This window comes from Bacteroides intestinalis (genome assembly GCF_003464595.1).
Classification (GTDB): domain Bacteria; phylum Bacteroidota; class Bacteroidia; order Bacteroidales; family Bacteroidaceae; genus Bacteroides; species Bacteroides intestinalis_A.
Map to the genome: position 1 here is coordinate 74,118 of NZ_QRZF01000017.1, position 16,604 is coordinate 90,721.

19 protein-coding genes and 1 pseudogene are annotated in these 16,604 nt (G+C 40.7%); 9 read left to right on the forward strand and 11 right to left on the reverse strand.

The window, feature by feature from the left end:
• The first annotated feature begins 376 nt into the window (after nucleotides 1–376).
• Complete coding sequence (locus DWW10_RS19435) at nucleotides 377–937, forward strand: GNAT family N-acetyltransferase (protein ID WP_182021476.1); 561 nt, start codon at nucleotides 377–379, stop codon at nucleotides 935–937.
• Between the two features lie 339 nt (nucleotides 938–1,276).
• On the opposite strand, the gene DWW10_RS19440 is transcribed toward DWW10_RS19435, so the two are convergent.
• On the reverse strand, nucleotides 1,277–1,501 hold the full coding sequence (locus tag DWW10_RS19440; RefSeq protein ID WP_118422126.1) for a DUF4248 domain-containing protein: 225 nt from the start codon (nucleotides 1,499–1,501) through the stop codon (nucleotides 1,277–1,279).
• 208 nt (nucleotides 1,502–1,709) lie between these two features.
• Between DWW10_RS19440 and DWW10_RS19445 the strand changes: the two genes are divergently transcribed.
• Nucleotides 1,710–2,807 carry a 6-bladed beta-propeller gene (locus tag DWW10_RS19445; protein WP_118422127.1) on the forward strand — a complete coding sequence of 366 codons (1,098 nt, stop codon included), beginning with the start codon at nucleotides 1,710–1,712 and terminating at the stop codon, nucleotides 2,805–2,807.
• Here DWW10_RS19445 and DWW10_RS19450 read toward each other — a convergent pair.
• The 3 genes from DWW10_RS19450 to DWW10_RS19460 all read right to left on the reverse strand — a co-directional run bounded on the left by DWW10_RS19450 (nucleotide 2,796) and on the right by DWW10_RS19460 (nucleotide 4,845).
• The gene (locus DWW10_RS19450; protein WP_118422128.1) at nucleotides 2,796–3,119 is read right to left on the reverse strand and encodes a hypothetical protein; all 324 of its coding nucleotides are present in this window, start codon (nucleotides 3,117–3,119) and stop codon (nucleotides 2,796–2,798) included. The genes DWW10_RS19445 and DWW10_RS19450 overlap by 12 nt on opposite strands.
• A gap of 8 nt (nucleotides 3,120–3,127) precedes the next feature.
• Nucleotides 3,128–3,949 carry an RNA polymerase sigma factor gene (locus DWW10_RS19455; RefSeq protein ID WP_118422129.1) on the reverse strand — a complete coding sequence of 274 codons (822 nt, stop codon included), beginning with the start codon at nucleotides 3,947–3,949 and terminating at the stop codon, nucleotides 3,128–3,130.
• A gap of 155 nt (nucleotides 3,950–4,104) precedes the next feature.
• Complete coding sequence (locus DWW10_RS19460) at nucleotides 4,105–4,845, reverse strand: CPBP family intramembrane glutamic endopeptidase (RefSeq protein ID WP_118422130.1); 741 nt, start codon at nucleotides 4,843–4,845, stop codon at nucleotides 4,105–4,107.
• 255 nt (nucleotides 4,846–5,100) lie between these two features.
• On the opposite strand from DWW10_RS19460, the gene DWW10_RS19465 reads away from it, so the two are divergent.
• Complete coding sequence (locus DWW10_RS19465; RefSeq protein ID WP_118422131.1) at nucleotides 5,101–5,637, forward strand: flavodoxin; 537 nt, start codon at nucleotides 5,101–5,103, stop codon at nucleotides 5,635–5,637.
• A gap of 6 nt (nucleotides 5,638–5,643) precedes the next feature.
• Nucleotides 5,644–6,204: a flavin reductase family protein gene (locus tag DWW10_RS19470; RefSeq protein ID WP_007214069.1), complete on the forward strand. Its 561-nt coding sequence runs from the start codon at nucleotides 5,644–5,646 to the stop codon at nucleotides 6,202–6,204.
• Between the two features lie 93 nt (nucleotides 6,205–6,297).
• On the opposite strand, the gene DWW10_RS19475 is transcribed toward DWW10_RS19470, so the two are convergent.
• Complete coding sequence (locus tag DWW10_RS19475; RefSeq protein ID WP_007214070.1) at nucleotides 6,298–6,894, reverse strand: sugar O-acetyltransferase; 597 nt, start codon at nucleotides 6,892–6,894, stop codon at nucleotides 6,298–6,300.
• 119 nt (nucleotides 6,895–7,013) lie between these two features.
• A complete protein-coding gene (locus tag DWW10_RS19480; protein WP_118422132.1) occupies nucleotides 7,014–8,159 on the reverse strand; it encodes an acyltransferase family protein in 1,146 nt (381 codons plus the stop codon).
• 229 nt (nucleotides 8,160–8,388) lie between these two features.
• Between DWW10_RS19480 and DWW10_RS19485 the strand changes: the two genes are divergently transcribed.
• Together DWW10_RS19485 and DWW10_RS19490 are read left to right on the forward strand one after the other, a co-directional pair.
• Nucleotides 8,389–9,264 carry an AraC family transcriptional regulator gene (locus DWW10_RS19485; protein WP_118422133.1) on the forward strand — a complete coding sequence of 292 codons (876 nt, stop codon included), beginning with the start codon at nucleotides 8,389–8,391 and terminating at the stop codon, nucleotides 9,262–9,264.
• A gap of 80 nt (nucleotides 9,265–9,344) precedes the next feature.
• Complete coding sequence (locus DWW10_RS19490; RefSeq protein ID WP_118422134.1) at nucleotides 9,345–9,998, forward strand: DUF4476 domain-containing protein; 654 nt, start codon at nucleotides 9,345–9,347, stop codon at nucleotides 9,996–9,998.
• Nucleotides 9,999–10,064: 66 nt separating this feature from the next.
• Here the strand turns inward: DWW10_RS19490 and DWW10_RS19495 are convergent, their stop codons facing one another.
• The 3 genes from DWW10_RS19495 to DWW10_RS19505 all read right to left on the reverse strand — a co-directional run bounded on the left by DWW10_RS19495 (nucleotide 10,065) and on the right by DWW10_RS19505 (nucleotide 12,810).
• Complete coding sequence (locus DWW10_RS19495) at nucleotides 10,065–10,637, reverse strand: DNA-3-methyladenine glycosylase I (protein ID WP_007214080.1); 573 nt, start codon at nucleotides 10,635–10,637, stop codon at nucleotides 10,065–10,067.
• Between the two features lie 110 nt (nucleotides 10,638–10,747).
• Nucleotides 10,748–11,839, reverse strand: a complete 1,092-nt coding sequence (locus DWW10_RS19500; RefSeq protein ID WP_409012381.1) for an alpha/beta hydrolase — start codon at nucleotides 11,837–11,839, stop codon at nucleotides 10,748–10,750.
• 125 nt (nucleotides 11,840–11,964) lie between these two features.
• On the reverse strand, nucleotides 11,965–12,810 hold the full coding sequence (locus tag DWW10_RS19505; protein WP_118422135.1) for a helix-turn-helix domain-containing protein: 846 nt from the start codon (nucleotides 12,808–12,810) through the stop codon (nucleotides 11,965–11,967).
• 273 nt (nucleotides 12,811–13,083) lie between these two features.
• Here DWW10_RS19505 and DWW10_RS19510 point away from each other — a divergent pair, with 273 nt between their 5' ends.
• The 3 genes and pseudogenes from DWW10_RS19510 (at nucleotide 13,084) to DWW10_RS19520 (ending at nucleotide 14,876) form a co-directional block, all read left to right on the forward strand.
• Complete coding sequence (locus tag DWW10_RS19510) at nucleotides 13,084–13,479, forward strand: WG repeat-containing protein (protein ID WP_229114532.1); 396 nt, start codon at nucleotides 13,084–13,086, stop codon at nucleotides 13,477–13,479.
• A gap of 25 nt (nucleotides 13,480–13,504) precedes the next feature.
• Nucleotides 13,505–14,026, forward strand: a pseudogene (locus DWW10_RS19515) (GNAT family N-acetyltransferase).
• 118 nt (nucleotides 14,027–14,144) lie between these two features.
• Nucleotides 14,145–14,876 (forward strand): DUF4396 domain-containing protein, encoded by a 732-nt coding sequence (locus DWW10_RS19520; RefSeq protein ID WP_182021477.1) that lies wholly within the window; start codon nucleotides 14,145–14,147, stop codon nucleotides 14,874–14,876.
• A 10-nt stretch (nucleotides 14,877–14,886) separates the two neighbouring features.
• Here DWW10_RS19520 and DWW10_RS19525 read toward each other — a convergent pair whose 3' ends face one another.
• Nucleotides 14,887–15,414 carry a hypothetical protein gene (locus DWW10_RS19525; protein ID WP_409012382.1) on the reverse strand — a complete coding sequence of 176 codons (528 nt, stop codon included), beginning with the start codon at nucleotides 15,412–15,414 and terminating at the stop codon, nucleotides 14,887–14,889.
• A 178-nt stretch (nucleotides 15,415–15,592) separates the two neighbouring features.
• Entirely contained in the window at nucleotides 15,593–16,480 is an 888-nt protein-coding gene (gene fabD, locus DWW10_RS19535; RefSeq protein WP_007214093.1) for an ACP S-malonyltransferase, read from the reverse strand.
• Between the last annotated feature and the right edge of the window lie 124 nt (nucleotides 16,481–16,604).

Sequence of the window (16,604 nt, forward strand, 5' to 3'; positions counted from 1 at the left end):
GGTTAGTAGGCAAGGTTTTAGATGCGGTCGATAATGACGATGAATTAGAACATAATGCAATAGAAGTAACCCAACAAAAGTCAGATATGGACTAAATTGAACTAATGACAAGTAAAAGCAGTCGTTCTCTTTGTCTAATCAATAATTTTGACTATTTTTGCAAACGAGTTATTTGACAGCAGAATATTGCAAAACGCTGAAAATCGCACGGTTTCTTAATCGTTACCCCTATTTCTCAAATACTTTGCTAAATGTTTATTTCTCAAATGGTTGTATCAAGCCGTTGAAAAACTAAAATAGTTCTTTTGATTGTCAAACCATGTCACGTATCTCTTTTATCTTTTTTGTGAGATACCAAGTATCGGAACGGACCATTATGGATATAAAAAGTTTCCAATATAATAACATTACGGAAATAGATAAACAATTATTAAAAAGTTTGCTTTATCTTATTGGGGAGGATATAAATATAGAAGATATTCATCCCCAAGAAATGAATGTCATGTCATTTTGCGCTATAGAAAAGAATGAATTTATTGGCTATTTAGGAGTTGTTTCATGGAATATTATCGTAAAAAATAAAACTTTTAAAATGTGTGGGTTGAGCTGTGTTTGTACACATCCGGAATATAGAGAGCAGGGAATAGGGAGTATGTTAGTAAGGAAAGCAACGGAATGGATTATGCAAGATGGTAGATTTGATATAGGTCTGTTTACTTGCTCACAGAAACATTCACCTTTTTATGAACATATAGGTTGGTGGCAAAAAAGTTCGAATTTAGTTTTGAAAGAAAGTGATAGAGAGGGAGCTTATGTTAGTGATTCTCTTCAGCTAAATGTGTTCAAATTACTGATTTCTGCAAAAGCTAAATTATACGCTAATTATTTTGAGAACTCAATTGTAACTCTAAATTTCCCTAAAGGAAAATTCATATAGTGATCCCTGTAATTCTCCATATCACAACATTTAGTATTGCAGTGAAAGGATAACCTGTCTATGTTTGTGTATGGTATTGTGAAAACGTAAAGTTCGTTTGTGCTAAGTGAAATAAAACATACCACAGTCTTAAATATATACAAATTATAGGCGTTTTTCTGCCTTGTTCAGCTTCCTGTTATTCGTTTTTAAAGAATAACGGGAACGTTTTTAAAGAATGCACTCAACGTTTATTAAAAACGTAAAAAGCCTCTTTTAAGCCTAAATTTGATAAATATCAACAAAAAAGGCGGTGATTCTTATGAAGAATTACCGCCTTTCCTATTTTATTGTCTATTATTATTCTGGGAATGGATCACCCAGATTCTCTATTATCAGCCCGTATTGCTTGGGAGAGAGCCAGCGATGATTATAAGGCTGATAGCCCGTTTCAACTAAAGCAGTCGCCAGATTTGTACACCTTTTAATGCTTCGTTGTAAAGATCTTACCGCATTTTTCGAAGTGGAACAACCGGGGAAATACATACCGGCCAATTCGGAGAAAGAAAGAATCAGTTTTGCCATTTTGCTAAGGTTTTAGGTTTAATATTAAAATTCAGTTTTTAAAAGCTCTACAAAGATACTACATCAGAAAGGCGAAGTCAAGTATTTGGGTTGGTTTTTCTGACTTTTATTTTTTCTTTTTTTTATTCTTCTCATTTTTCTAAGATAACATCTTATATATTCGTTTTTTTTATAAATTTGTCCAACTTACAACATAACAAAAAACAATATGCGACACTCTTGTATTTCCTTTCTCAGCATCTTTCTTTTTCTTCTCACGGCTTGTTCCGGAGAAAAAGGTTCACATGATCAGGTTTCTACAGTCAGTATTGATAAAGGCGTCGAACACTTTGATGCGGACTACACTTCGGCACAATATCAATCTCTTTTCAAAAATCCGAAAACGATCCGGCTGGAAACGAATGATAAATGCCTGTTGAGTGCTAATGCGTACCTGCTTAATGTGACTCCAAAGTACATAGTTATCGGAGATAAGACGAGTTTTTATTTCTTTAATGCCGAAAACGGTTCTTTTCTTTCTGTGATGGACAGGAAGGGAAATGGACCTGAAGAATATGCCGACATCTTTTCCCGCTTTTTTGATGAAGAAAAAGAGTTGATTTATGTTGCTACTCCTAATAAGACTAAATTATATAAGCCGGACGGGACTTTCGTCAGCGAATACCCCAAAGATAGTATATCCAATTTTATTGGTGTATCCAACGGATATTGGGGAACCTACAAAAGAGAATATCAGAAATCGCACTTAGTAGCCTTCTTTGATAAGGAGTGGAACATGAAACAATCTTTCTTTCCTTTCGATGCTGAATCGGTAACGGGCTTTTCAGGTGGCTACATCGTGCCCAGATTCAGAGCCGGAAACGACCAAGTGTGTATCGTGATTAATGATACGTTGTATGCCAGCAGGAAGGAAAAACTCATTCCCGCTGTAGCCATCAATCAGGGCAAGCTAAAGATGCCGACAGATTTGAATGGTGATCTTGAACGTATGCTTACGGAAGGGAAATATTGTATTAAGGCGGAAAATGCTTTATTGGTGAATGACCTGTTGTTTTATGATTTCTTCTGGAATGAGAGCAGGCATTATACACTATGGGATACAAATAGCGGGGAATTGTTGACTCATTCGGAAAAAGGATACGCCATGCCTTATAATGAAAAAGCAATTGTAAATACTCCTGTTTCCCTTATCCGGAACAACAAGGCATATACATTGCTTTCTATTGATAAATTGGCTCAATATGGTTTAGCTAATGAGGAGGATGACTCAAATCCTACATTGCTCTGTGTGGATTTAGGAAACTGAAATATAGTGTCCAGCAAGTCCAACCAATGTTCCCAATAATATGGCATTGAATGCTATTATTGGCAAAGATTTTTTATCCGAATGTCCTACCTGAATAAGCATCGGGATAGTTAGTGCCAAGCCTACAACGCCTCCTTCCAGCCACCAGGAGATATGAGGTATGTCTACATTGAGAATAATGATTGAAACAAAAAAGTAATGGAAAAACGCCGAAACGGTGGAGTAGTGGGGAAGTTTCTGCATAATCATAGGAATGATGTCTATGACTCCGGCAACCAATCCGATAATTGCCGAGAAAATTAATTTGTCCATGTCAGATATTATTTAGTTAGTGATGAAAAATCATCCGTTTTAAGCAAATTGAAAAGATATTCTTTGGCTTGCTGTTTAGAAGAATGTCTGAGTAAGTTTGAATACAGAGCTGTCGCGGCATCAATGTTTTCCATGGCAGACTTCGATGTGGAGATTCTCTCCGGTACCAATGATGATGAGTAAGGCAGGGCAGGATCGATACGGTGTTGGCTGAGGGCATAATTTACCCGGTTCATGCAGTTGCATTTCTTGCCTCCTGCGTGCTCGCAATATTCTGACAGGAAAGTACTCATTACCTTTCTGGAGCGTGACAGCCGTTGCCTGAAGTTGTCAGCCGACAATCCTGTAATCTCACTTCCCAGTCGGCTGTCTACATCAAACATGGTTCCCAGAATGAAGATTAACCTGTCGAATGGATTTAAGCATTGAAGCAAAACGTTGGTGCATGACAGTTTCAGCTCTTCCGAGAAAATCTTTTTCTCAGCCGGATTCGTTTGGTCAACTGAAGAGGCGATATATCTGTCTATATCATTCCCGAAGATTTCAAAAGACAAAGGATGATTTACGAAGTCTTTATTCTTCTCATTGATTAAATGGTTTACGGCTATTTTATACACCCATGTCGAAAATAAACTTTTTCCTTTATAAGAAGAAAGGCTTGTGATGACCTTTATCAGTATGTCTTGCTTTGCGTCTTCGGCATCTTCAATCCGCCCGAGCATGCGCAATGACAAATTAAACACCGGGCCTTCAATATTTTCAATGATTGCTTCTAATGCCTCTTTAGAGCCATTTATCGCTTGATCCACATGATAGTTTTCTATTTCCATGATTTCTGTTTTATATATTTAGACATGGGCCGAAGAGGATTGTGACAGTCATTTGTGCTTTTAACATTTAAAAAATGCAGAGACTATTCTTTTTATCGGATAATCTCTGCAATACCAGATATATGCTTTACACTCAACGGAGTTTCATAGTATGATTATAACAAATAGAATATACCATACATCATTACGAAATTAAATCCCGAATGTGCCGCAATTGCTCCCCAAAGTGAATCACAATACAGCTTACATCTGAAAAACACTTGGCTGACTATAAACATTGAAAACACCCAAAGCAAGGCAGGAATCGGTAAGAAGCACCATGTTCCCAGTGTATAAACGATCCCGAAATGGGCTACATGCGTTAATGCAAAAGCCAGTGAATCAAAGTATGAAGCCTTTGTCTCTCCGAACTTAGGGACAAAGCACCCGTGAATAATGCCTCGATACAGGAATTCTTCGCCTATCGGACTAAATATCATGCTTGGAATAACAGCGATTGTAAAGTACAACAATTTATCATCTCCTGTTATACCACTGCTGGGATTATTTCCCCCGATATATACAAATACGTTTTCGACAGATTGTCCATACAGAAAAGAAAATAAACCGAATATGGCCAAGCAAATAACCCCGCCGGACAGGAAAGAAACTCCTATTCTCCACCAATGCGCGGGACGTTTAAGCCCTATGCCTTTCCGACCATACTTTGTAAGAAGAATGAACGGGACAATCCACATGCTTAAAAATACGAACATGACAGTGCCGTAACTTCTGTCCACATAAGATTGTAGCACGATTATAAAACGGGGTATTCCGAATAACAATATGAGAAATACGCCTAATTTCCAATTAAACTGAAAATGATTGCCCCAGAATTTCTTTAGATACCGATCCATAGCAGTAGAATTTATAGATTACACTTCTTTTGAAAGAATGCTCGTAAAATTACAAAATAAATCGAAAGGGCAATCTGCTTTTACATTTTACATGCCCACCTTTTCTTTTATCCGTAATATTGGTTATATATTCCGTAATTTATATACCTGCATACTGGATAATACTCCGTAATTTTGTATCATTGCAATATGCTTCCCGAATCGAAGCGTTTGCTACGGAAAAGTAATCTATGTTTGAACTAAATAATATATCGTATGAAAAGACTTACATTCTTTATGGTAGCGATTATGGCGTTATGTTTGACCGCAATCGCACAGAAACAAAGTTCTAAGACATTGGTTGCCTATTTCTCGGCAACGGGAACAACAGAAAAAGCAGCCAAGGTAGTTGCAGAAGTCACAGGTGGCACTCTCTACGAAATACAGCCTGCGAAGAAGTACACCTCTGCCGATCTGGACTGGCACGACAAGTCCTCACGCAGCAGTGTGGAGATGGCGGATGCCAAATCACGTCCTACTTTAAGCTCCAAAGCGGAGAACCTGGCGGACTATGATACTGTTTATATCGGTTTTCCCATCTGGTGGAATTTAGCTCCGAGAATCATTAATACTTTTATAGAAAGTGGTGATTTTTCAGGTAAGACAGTGATTCTGTTTGCCACATCGGGCGGAAGCAGTATCTTCAATTCCGAAAAAGAGTTGCAGAAAACTTATTCCAATCTGAAGTGGCAGAAAGGCAAACTGCTGAACGGTGCAACCAAAGAAGACATTAAACAATGGACTAAAAAATAAATTAGTATGAGAAAGAATTACGGAGCAAAACCCTTTTCTTATCCGCAGCCGGTGTTTATCATCGCTGCTTATGATGAAAATGGACTCCCAAACGCTATGAATGCGGCTTGGGGCGGTATCAGTGAAATGAAAGAGATCAGTATTTGCATCAGCGAAGGACACAAGACCACTGCGAATATCCTGAAACGCAAAGCATTTACAGTAAGTATGGCGGAAGTGGGGCAAGTTGTTGCCTGCGATTACGTAGGTATCGTTTCCGGCAATAAGGTAACGGACAAATTCGCCCGTGCAGGTTTCCATGCCACCCGTTCGGAGTTCGTGGACGCCCCGCTGATTGACGAACTGTCCGTAGCGGTGGAGTGCAAACTGAAAGATTACAATCCCGAAACCTGCATCTTGCGTGGAGAGATCGTAAATGTAAGTGTAGACGAGCGTGTACTTGATGAAAATGGAAAAGTAGATGCTTCCAAAGTAGCTCCCATCATCTTCGATCCGTTTAACAACGACTATCTGAAGGTGGGCGAAAAGGTGGGTAAGGCTTTTTCGGATGGTAAGGCATTGAAATGATTCTAAAATCAGGTCTTCACAAAAAAATATTCCTCAAAGTATAGCTTAAATACTTTGAGGAATACAGATCAATGATACATTGTGATAGTTCTGTTAGACTACTTCATTATCAATTTGTTTAATCACCCTGCAAGGATTTCCTACGGCTACACAGTTGTCAGGAATAGAGTGGGTTACTATACTGCCGGCACCTATGACACTGTTTTTCCCAATTGTCACTCCCGGTAGGATTATTGCACCACCACCAATCCACGCTCCATCATTTATTCTTACGGGGAGTGCATAGGTTTTGCAAATACCTTCTCCTGCTTCCCAATCCGCCACGACTCTTTCTTGTAATTTGGTAGAGTGGGTGGCCGTGTATATCTGTACATTGGACGCTATCAACACATTGTCGCCTATCTCGATGATATTGTTGTCTACAAACGTACAGTTCATATTGATGATAACCTGGTCACCGATGAAAATATGCTTCCCGTATTCGCAATGGAAATCAATATCGATGTGAACATGTTCTCCCATTTTGCCGAACAAATCATGAAAGATTCGCTTTCTCTGTTCCGTGTCGGCATAATCCGTTTCATTTAGCTGTTTCAATAATCTTTTAGCATTCAGCGTCATATCTGCCAATACTTTGTCACCGCCATTGAACGGTTCTCCGGCTAAGCACTTTTCCAATTCTGTTTTCATATATTGAGATCTACTAATTTTTAGAGCATTCAAGTCATTACGGAGATGAATTACTTATCATATTAATGTGCCAAAGATAAGAAAAAGATGCTTTTCGCCATAGTTTTACCTTTTTTTCATCAAAAACGCCTTTTCAGCCATTCACGTACCGGTTCGTCATACAGTTTAAGGCAGGCATACGCGATAGCGATGGATAAAATGAAGATGGAAACTGCAAGCAAAACATGCATGCCTAAAGGTGCGTCCGGATGATTCCGTGCCCAGGCTATCTGCATATAAATCAGCGGAAAATGTGTGATATAAAGAGGGTAGGAGATCTCTCCGAGAAATTGGCAGATGGCTACGGAACGTTTTCCCGTCACATTGCTGCCTGCTCCCATCGCTACTATTAAAGGGAACATAATAAGTACACAAAAAGCTTCGTAAGCACCGTTCATCCACATGGCTTCCGTACCGCCGATGCGGGGCATAACTAAAATGGCAGCTATCAGCAATGAGCACCAGTAAAATCCTCTTTTTATCTTTATCAGTTTGTTGACGCGCGAAAGCAGTAGCCCCACGAAGAAAGGATAAAGCAGTCGGGATATACCGATGTAGAGTTGATCGGGAGTAAGGCTCCATCCGCCGATAAAGGTATATGCAGCCGCTTCTCTTGTGGCTAACAGACCAAAAGTATCTATATTGAATGCTATGTCGATAGTCAGCAACGCTGCCAGGGCAACAAAGATTCCCAAGGCGATTTTAGAGAAATGGCGGATAAACAAAGCATAAAGGATGTTTGCTATATACTCCCACATTAGCGACCAGGTAGGACCGTTCAGGGAGTTTACTTCCCACCAGCCCCGTATGTCCCATGAAACTGGTGTGGGAATCATCAGGCAACCGAGCAGAACCATCAGGAGGACTTTCCACCAAGGTGTTTCCATAATCAGAGGGAAAGCGGAACAGTCGCCCAGATAGAAAAAGACAGCTCCTATTAACGTGCCCATAATCACCATAGGATGCAGACGTACCAAGCGTCGCTTAAAGAAATCTTTTATGGACATCCTGTCCCAGCGGTCATCATAGGCATATCCTATTACAAAACCGGAAAGAACAAAAAAGAAATCCACAGCCAGATAACCATGATTCAAAATCTGATGGACAGGGCCCGCAGAATAAGTTTCAAACAAGTGGTAAGCTACCACAATCATTGCGGCAACGCCGCGTAGCCCGTCCAGTATTTCATAGCGCGGCTTCGATGCCAAATAAGTTGTTGTATTCATTATTTTGATATTAAATTCATTTTCACACTAAAAAATAACCTGCCATATTTTCGCAAACCTGGCAGGACCTAAGTTATCCAGATATCTGATATTATCAGTTTTATATCGCCTGCAAAGTTATCCCTCAATTAGTTTATGCATTTATCTTATCGTTTATTAGAATTGTCTTATATTTGCATATTTCCCTGTATAAGGAGGAAAATAATAGAGAATATTAAATTATAGTATAATGCCCCAATCAGAAAGACGTTCTTTTACTTTCGAGAATGTTCATCTTGCGCCCGATGAACAAATAGGTTTGCATCAGCAATCTACCTGGGAGCTTTCGTATGTGATCGTAGGTTCCGGCATGAGGTTGATAGGCGACATGACGGAACCTTTTCTTGGTGGAGAGGTAGTTATGATACCGCCGGAAATTCCGCATTGCTGGTACTTTGAGGGCGATGATACGGATGCGCAAGGCAGGATTGCGAACATTACTGTAACGTTCGACAATGATTTCCTCGATAGGTGTTCCGGTACTTTTCCGGAACTGTGCGGACATATAGATAAGTTGAAGAAGAAGTATGATGCGGTGAAATTCGATAAGGAAAAGTCGGAGGCAATCATTGACCTTCTGGAAGAGATGTGTAATCAAAGTGAAGCTGAAAGAGTTGCATCCATGATAAAGCTCATCCTGATAATGGCAGATAGCGGCAGTGAGCACGTGGTAGGTAAATATCAGAGGATTGACAAAGAAACGAAGCGTATGAATCAGATCCAGACATACGTTATCTGCAATGCAAAGCGGGACATTACGCTCGATGATGTGGCACGGTATGTAGGCATGAACCGGGCTTCTTTTTGTATATTCTTCAAGAAAGCTACCGGAAAAACTTTTGTCACTTATCTGAACGAGTATCGTATAGGTTTAGCCTGCCAGCTTTTGAGGCAGAAGAGGATGACGGTTTCAGAAATCTGCTATAATGTTGGTTTTAATAATGTGCCATATTTCAACCGGACTTTTAAGCGTCATAAAGGCGTCTCCCCCTGTGAATACAAACAAGGTGGCAAAGCTGATGCTAACGAAAAAAAGAATACTGGCAAAATAGGGAAATCTCCCTAAATAATAGGGAAAAAGATAATATTATATGTTTTTCTCCACTTATATTTGTAGCAACATAAAAACTAAAAACAATATATACAATGAAAACAATAAAACTGACATTAGCACTACTGACATTTGCAATCTGTATGGGTAGTTGTGCCATGATTTTAGGGATTGACAGTAATACCCTGATGAAAATTCAGAAAGGAATGACCAAAGAGGAGATCACATCCATATTGGGACAGCCGATGCACCGTAGCTTCGATCACGAAGTGGAAGGATGGAGATATGAGAAAAGTATTTCCGGAGCTCCCGGTATAACGATCATCGACCTTGGATTTGTGGATGGAAAAGTGACTTATATGGATTCTTACGAGAAGTATACCAATCCTCCTGTAGCAGTTTATCCGTCTGTGGAAATCGGTGGAGAAGCCCCTTCCCGTCCGCATGTTAGTGGTGGAAGAGGGATGAACGAAAGGGATTTCTTGTCTCTTTACAACAAAGTGAAGAGCAAACTTTTCAAAGACGATCAACTGGATTTGCTGGAAGCCGGAATCGGTAACAGGGGATTAAGTTGCAAACAGTGTGTGCGGATGATGTCGATATACCGGTTTGATGATGACAAACTGGAAGTCCTGAAAATTTTAGCTCCGAATATCTCCGACCGGGAGAATTATGACGAGATAATCAATGCACTCGATTTTATCTCCAGTGAAGAGAAAGCAAGAAGTATTTTGGGAATAAAGAAGTAAAACGAAAAGGCGGTAAATCCATGCAAGGAAATACCGCCTTTTACTTTATATGAAGTTATCTGTTATTTATCCTTTTCGACAGATACAGTCCGCCAGATGATCGTTGACGAATCCCGCAGCCTGCAAGTGGGCGTAGCAGATGGTAGATCCGAAGAACTTGAATCCCCGTTTTTTCATATCCTTGCTCATAGCATCGGATTCGGGAGATGATACCGGAATCTCACTCAAGGATTGAAAGGTATTGATAATCGGCTTTCTGTCGGGAAAGAATGACAGGGTATATTCATAGAAGCTACCGAACTCCTTTTGTATGGCAAGGAATAACCTTGCATTTGTAATGGTCGATTTGATTTTCAGACGGTTCTTTACAATGCCATCAAAGTGCATCAGCCGTTCTACATCTTCATCGGTCATTTGTGCTACCTGTCCGGCATCGAAACCACAAAAGGCTTTGCGATATCCCTCACGTTTTTTGAGGATCGTTATCCAACTTAATCCGGCCTGGGCACTCTCCAGCACAAGAAACTCGAACAGCGTCTTGTCGTCGGTCACTAAATTTCCCCACTCTTGATCATGGTATTTCACATACAGTTCGTCAGTTCCGCACCAACCACAGCGTCCGTTTACAAAATCTTGCATAATTATAGTACTTATAATGAATGTACAAATATACTTGATTCACAACGGTGTGCCAAATTTCAATAAGCTATTTTACGGTAGAAATCATCTTCCACGTTTCCCGGATTTTCTTATTTCAGATTCTCGTTGAAGAATGCCGCCAATTTATCGAATGGAATGGCATTTTTTCCTCCACCGTCGTAAAGGTCGGTGTGTGAGGCACCTGGAATGATAAGAAGTTCCTTATTGTCACGATAGTTGGTGTAAGAGGTCATATCGCGGTAGGCGTCTTCACTGAAATAGCGGGAATGTGCTTTTTCACCATGCATAATCAGTACGGCAGAGCGGATTTCTTTGCTATAAGCAAGAATGGGCTGATTCAGGAATGACATTGGGCCGGTGACAGTCCATCCATCATTGGAATTACCCGAACGCTTGTGATATCCGCGCTGTGTCTTATAATAATCGTAATAATCCTTCACAAACTGAGGTGCATCGGCTGGCAACGGATCGACCACGCCACCGCCTTGTTCATAATAACCTTGGGCGTACTCTTTGGTACGCTGTGCATTGAGTTGCTTGCGTTTCTCGTAACGGGCGTTTTCATTGTTGTCGGCATCAAAATAGCCATTTGCATTTACGCGGTTCATGTTGTACATTGTAGAGGCAACAGTAGCCTTGATGCGTGTGTCGATAGCAGCTGCATTAAGTGCCAGACCACCCCATCCGCAAATGCCGATAATACCGATACGTTCCGGGTCAACATTCGGCTGGGTGGAGAGAAAATCGACAGCAGCCTGAAAATCTTCCGTATTGATGTCCGGTGAAGCAACCCTGCGAGGTTCGCCACCACTCTCACCGGTAAATGAGGGATCGAAGGCGATAGTAAGGAAACCTTGTTCAGCCATTGTTTGTGCATATAATCCGCTGGACTGCTCCTTTACGGCACCGAAAGGACCGCTTACTGCAATGGCTGCCAATGTACCTTTCGCGTCGTCTTTCGGTTCATAGAGATCTGCCGCCAATGTAATTCCATAGCGGTTGACAAACGTCACTTTACGGTGATTCACTTTGTTGGACTGTGGGAAAGTCTTGTCCCATTCCTGCGTGAGAACCAACTCCTGCGCTTTAATATTACTACCTTTCATTTCTTTTTGATTTTGTGCCTGAACACTAACAACTGTCAGCATCAGAGGCATGATTAGCATTATTACTTTTTTCATTGTTTTTTGTCTTTTGATTCAACAATGCAAAGTTAACGCAAAAGCCCCGCAGCGGATTTGCTGCGAGGCTCAAAGAATCTTTCTCAGAAGCTCAATTTACTATATCAATCGCAACTCACGGAAATTTATTGGGAGATAGCAGTAGGAGAGACGCCGAATTGTTTTTTAAAAGCCGTAGCAAAGTGGGATGGATTCTTGAATCCTACTTCCAGATAAACGTCCTGTACTTTCCGTGTGCCGGTTTTCATTTTCTCGTAGGCCGCTTCGAGGCGTTTGTGAATCAGCCATTTTTGCGGAGTAAGGGTGCTAATCTTCTTGAAATCCCGTTTGAATGTAGCCAGACTGCGTCCCGTAAATGTAGCTAAATCTTCCATACTGAAATCGTACATGTAATTTTGTTCCATGAATTCCAGAATGTCAATTTTCCAGGGTTCGTTGAAATCAAAGAGTGTGGGATAAAAGCGTTCGTCGATATGTAGCAACGCCAGCAGTCCCTCCTGCAATTTCAGATTCATGAAATCGTCCTGTGCCCGGAGCTTCTGGTTGAAGTAAGGAGTCATCGAAGTGAACAAACTATCAATTTCCATGCTGATAGGCAATTTAATCACGCTTGAACGGACTTTGGGCACATTGTCCAGCGCTTTATCCGAAGGAAGTCGCTGAAACATCTCGCGCAGGAAACGCCGTGTAAACATCAGGAAAATACCGCAATACTGCTCGCCGTCGAGTGGTTTCTTAGTCAGCGTAACCCGGTGGTCGCGCCGGATAAACACACACTCGCCTTTCTGTACATGGGTGATTTTGTTCCCGTCATCAATGAGCATTTCGCCTGAATAAACATAGTTCATGGCGTGCTCGCGGGATTGATGTACACAATGATTTTCGTCATTGTAGAAACAACTGAAAAAGATATCCGCATGTCTGAATATCATCTCATCTCCATCGGTCGGGGCATTTATTTTATAATCCATAAGAATACTTTTTAAGCGCTTTCTGCAAAAATAGCATAAAGCGGAGAATTATTCTTTTGAAATCTGTTTTTTCTTTCTGATTGCGCTTCGTTTCACAAGCTTTCTTCTTAACCGGTGTTTTATTCTCGCTTTTTATCTTTATCTTTGCCACTGAGCATACTCTGTATGCTGATTCTGAATGTTCCGCAATATGGGTAAGTTCATTCCTCTGAACTATTTCTTGTTTATCAATTCAAAGTTTAACGGATTACAGCAATTATGGATACTCAAAAAATGAAAGTACAAAAATTAGTACCAACGGAATACGATGGTAAATGGGGCTTTATAGATGCAGCAACAGGCGAAGAAGTCGTGCCGTTTATCTATGACTATGCCCATGCCTTTTCTGTAGGATTGGCATTAGTCAGGCAGAATGGTTGGTGGGGGTATGTGGATAAAACGGGGAAGGAAGTGATTCCATGTATATATAATCCTGCATGGTCTTTTACCAAAACAGGGCTGGCAGCAGTATGTATGGAGGGTAAATGCGGCTTTATAGATCAGACAGGGAAAGAGGTTATTCCTTTTATATATGATGACGCCCGCTATTTTAATAAAGATGGTAAAGCAAAGGTGAAACTGAACGGTGAAACTTTCTTTATAGATGTGAAAGGGAATCGGGTTGAATAAACATGAAAATGACTTCAATAAGCTTATGTTCGATAAGGATGGAATTGTATTAAAGCCTTTGCTTGACGAAGATATACCGTTGTTTGACAGGTAGTTGAGTAAAGATTATATCTATAAGTGGCTGTGCCCGGATGGGGAAGAACAAAGAGAGGCCTGGCTGGATGAGGTAAACAACAGAAATGGTAAGTATGGCTTCATAAGACATTTTATTGTTTACTACAAAGATAAGAAGATTGGGTATTGTCTTTTTGCTGATTGTTTTTTCTTGAAGGACTTGGAGGAAGAAGGGCACGACTTTGAGAGTTTGTATGGAGACATCCCCGAAAAGAACCATACTTACGAGATCGGATATTTGATTGGTGAAGAAGAGTATCTGAATAGAGGCATCGGTAAAATGATTATCCGGAAGTTGGAAGAGAAGATCATTGAATTGGGAGGACGTGAAATAGCAGCAGACCCTTCGGAAGAAAACGCAGCTTCAATAAAGGTATTGCTAAGTAATGGGTTTAAGAAGAAAAGTGATGGGGATTACAGAAAAATAATTTAGGGGGCACCATTCATCATTTAGCATGAAAAGTTGCGGCTTTAAGTGTTTTTTCATTCTATATATCAACCTTTTCTGTTATAAGCTGTTTCTCTGCTATTCACTTTAAAACTTCGTAGTTATGCTTACAACAATTTCATTGTTTTTCATCTGTTCGGGCTTTGTCATTGCCCTGATTATCGCCAATGATTTGGTACAGAATAAACAATCCATGAAAATCATGAATGTTGTGTGGGTGCTTACCGCACTTTGGGCAAGTTATCTCGCTCTCTGGGCTTACTTTAAGTTCGGGATGGAGACTGCACCAAAGGAGGACGGTAAGGATATGGACATGGGGGCTGATATGAAAATGGATATGAGCATGAAAGATATGCCGATGAATAGGCCCATGGGAAATATGGATCGTCCGCACTGGCAATCTATTGCTTTGTCGGCTCTGCATTGCGGTGCGGGTTGTACTTTGGCAGATATTATTGGTGAATGGATTACATGTTATTTCCCAATCAGTATAGGTGGTAGCATGATTATCGGTAACTGGGTATTCGACTTTATCCTGGCATTGATTATCGGGATATATTTTCAATTCTATGCTATAAGGGAGATGGAAAAGATATCTGTCGCCGCAGGACTCATACGGGCATTCAAGGCGGATTTCTTCTCATTACTTTCCTGGCAAGTGGGTATGTATGGGTGGATGGCAATCGTATATTTTGTGATTTTCAAAGATATTCCGTTGGCAAAAGATACATGGGCTTTCTGGTTTATGATGCAGATAGCCATGTTGATAGGATTTGCATGTGCATACCCAATGAATGCGCTGCTCATCAAATTAGGAGTGAAAAAAGGGATGTAAAAATGGGAACTTATTTATTTATCTTTTTCAGAATATTCCGTATGGTAGTCTTAACTCCTGTGGAGTAATATTCGGTATCTGCATTCTCTAATATGAGTTGCAGCTCTTTTAAAAGTTCCGGCTCAGACTTGCAAAGCTGGTAAGCCATTCTGATAGATAATGCCTGCACACCGATACTTTCTTGTGGCGCCAACATATGATCCAGGCAATAATTTAGCAAATCGACAGAGACAGGATCAGATGCAGGTACATTGTATAATATAGACAGCAGCAACCGTTTGGAACCATCATGTTTGCAGACTAATAATCGCTGAATAACATCATCCAGCAATGGAACAAACCAACCGGGATGTTTCTCACTCACTTTCTCACATGCCCATATAGCCCGCCATGAAACGACGATTTTATCATCGGAAATCAACTGGTATATATCTTTAAGGTATTCCGGATGCAGGCATATTTCCTGCACCAGTTTATCTATTGATAGTTTGCAAAGAGGCATTGTAAGGGTGTTTCTGTATTCGTCGATTTTCTCCATATCATGCATGTTTTTGCAAAGATAACGCAAGTTGAATGTAGAACTTCCATACTTACATGAAAAAGTTTTGTTGAGATGCTGTTTATCTTCCTATTCTGAATGCGGATAGTATGATTACAAAATAAAGGGCTGTCTTTGGTTACAAAGACAGCCCTTACAAATATGTTGTATTTAAGGATTATGCAATACCGTGAGCAGATACCTCCGGTGCAATCTTCTTGATCAGACCTTGCAGTACAGCACCCGGGCCACATTCTGTGAAGTCGGTAGCACCATCAGCAACCATATTCTTAACAGTCTGTGTCCAGCGTACAGAAGCTGTCAGCTGAGCTACAAGGTTTTTCTTGATTTCTTCCGGATCAGTGTGAGGCAATGCATCTACATTCTGATAAACCGGACATTTGGGAGCGTGGATTTCAGTAGCGTTGATAGCTGCTTCCAATTCAACTTTTGCAGGATTCATCAGCGGAGAGTGGAAAGCGCCGCCTACCTTCAAAGGTAAAGCACGTTTTGCTCCGGCAGCTTTCATCAGTTCGCATGCCTTGTTGATGCCTTCGATAGAACCGGAAATTACGATCTGTCCCGGGCAGTTATAGTTGGCTGCAACGCAAACTTCACCTTCAGCGGTTACTTGCTCGCAGATTTCTTCTACTTTTTCATCGGAGAGGGCAATGATAGCCGCCATTGTAGAGGGCTGTGCTTCGCAAGCTTTCTGCATAGCCATGGCACGGGCATAAACCAGTTTCAATCCATCTTCGAAGCTCAATGCACCGGCAGCAACCAGAGCAGAAAATTCGCCCAATGAGTGACCGGCAGTCATTTCAGGTTTAAAATCATCACCCATACAAAGTGCGGAGATAACGGAGTGGAGGAATACAGCAGGCTGAGTTACCTTCGTCTGACGCAGGTCTTCGTCCGTACCGTTGAACATAATATCCGTAATGCGATATCCCAGGATATCATTGGCTTTTTCAAACAATTCTTTTGCTAAAGCGGAGTTTTCATACAAGTCTTTTCCCATTCCTACGAATTGGGCACCTTGACCCGGAAATACAAATGCTTTCATACTGTTCTTGTTTTAGTAGTTAATTAAAAAAGTGGTGCAAAGGTATAGCTTTTTCTGATATTGACCGCACAAACGAAGGATTTTTGTGCAATAAGCTATTTTAACTCCCTCCGTTCGGAGAAGG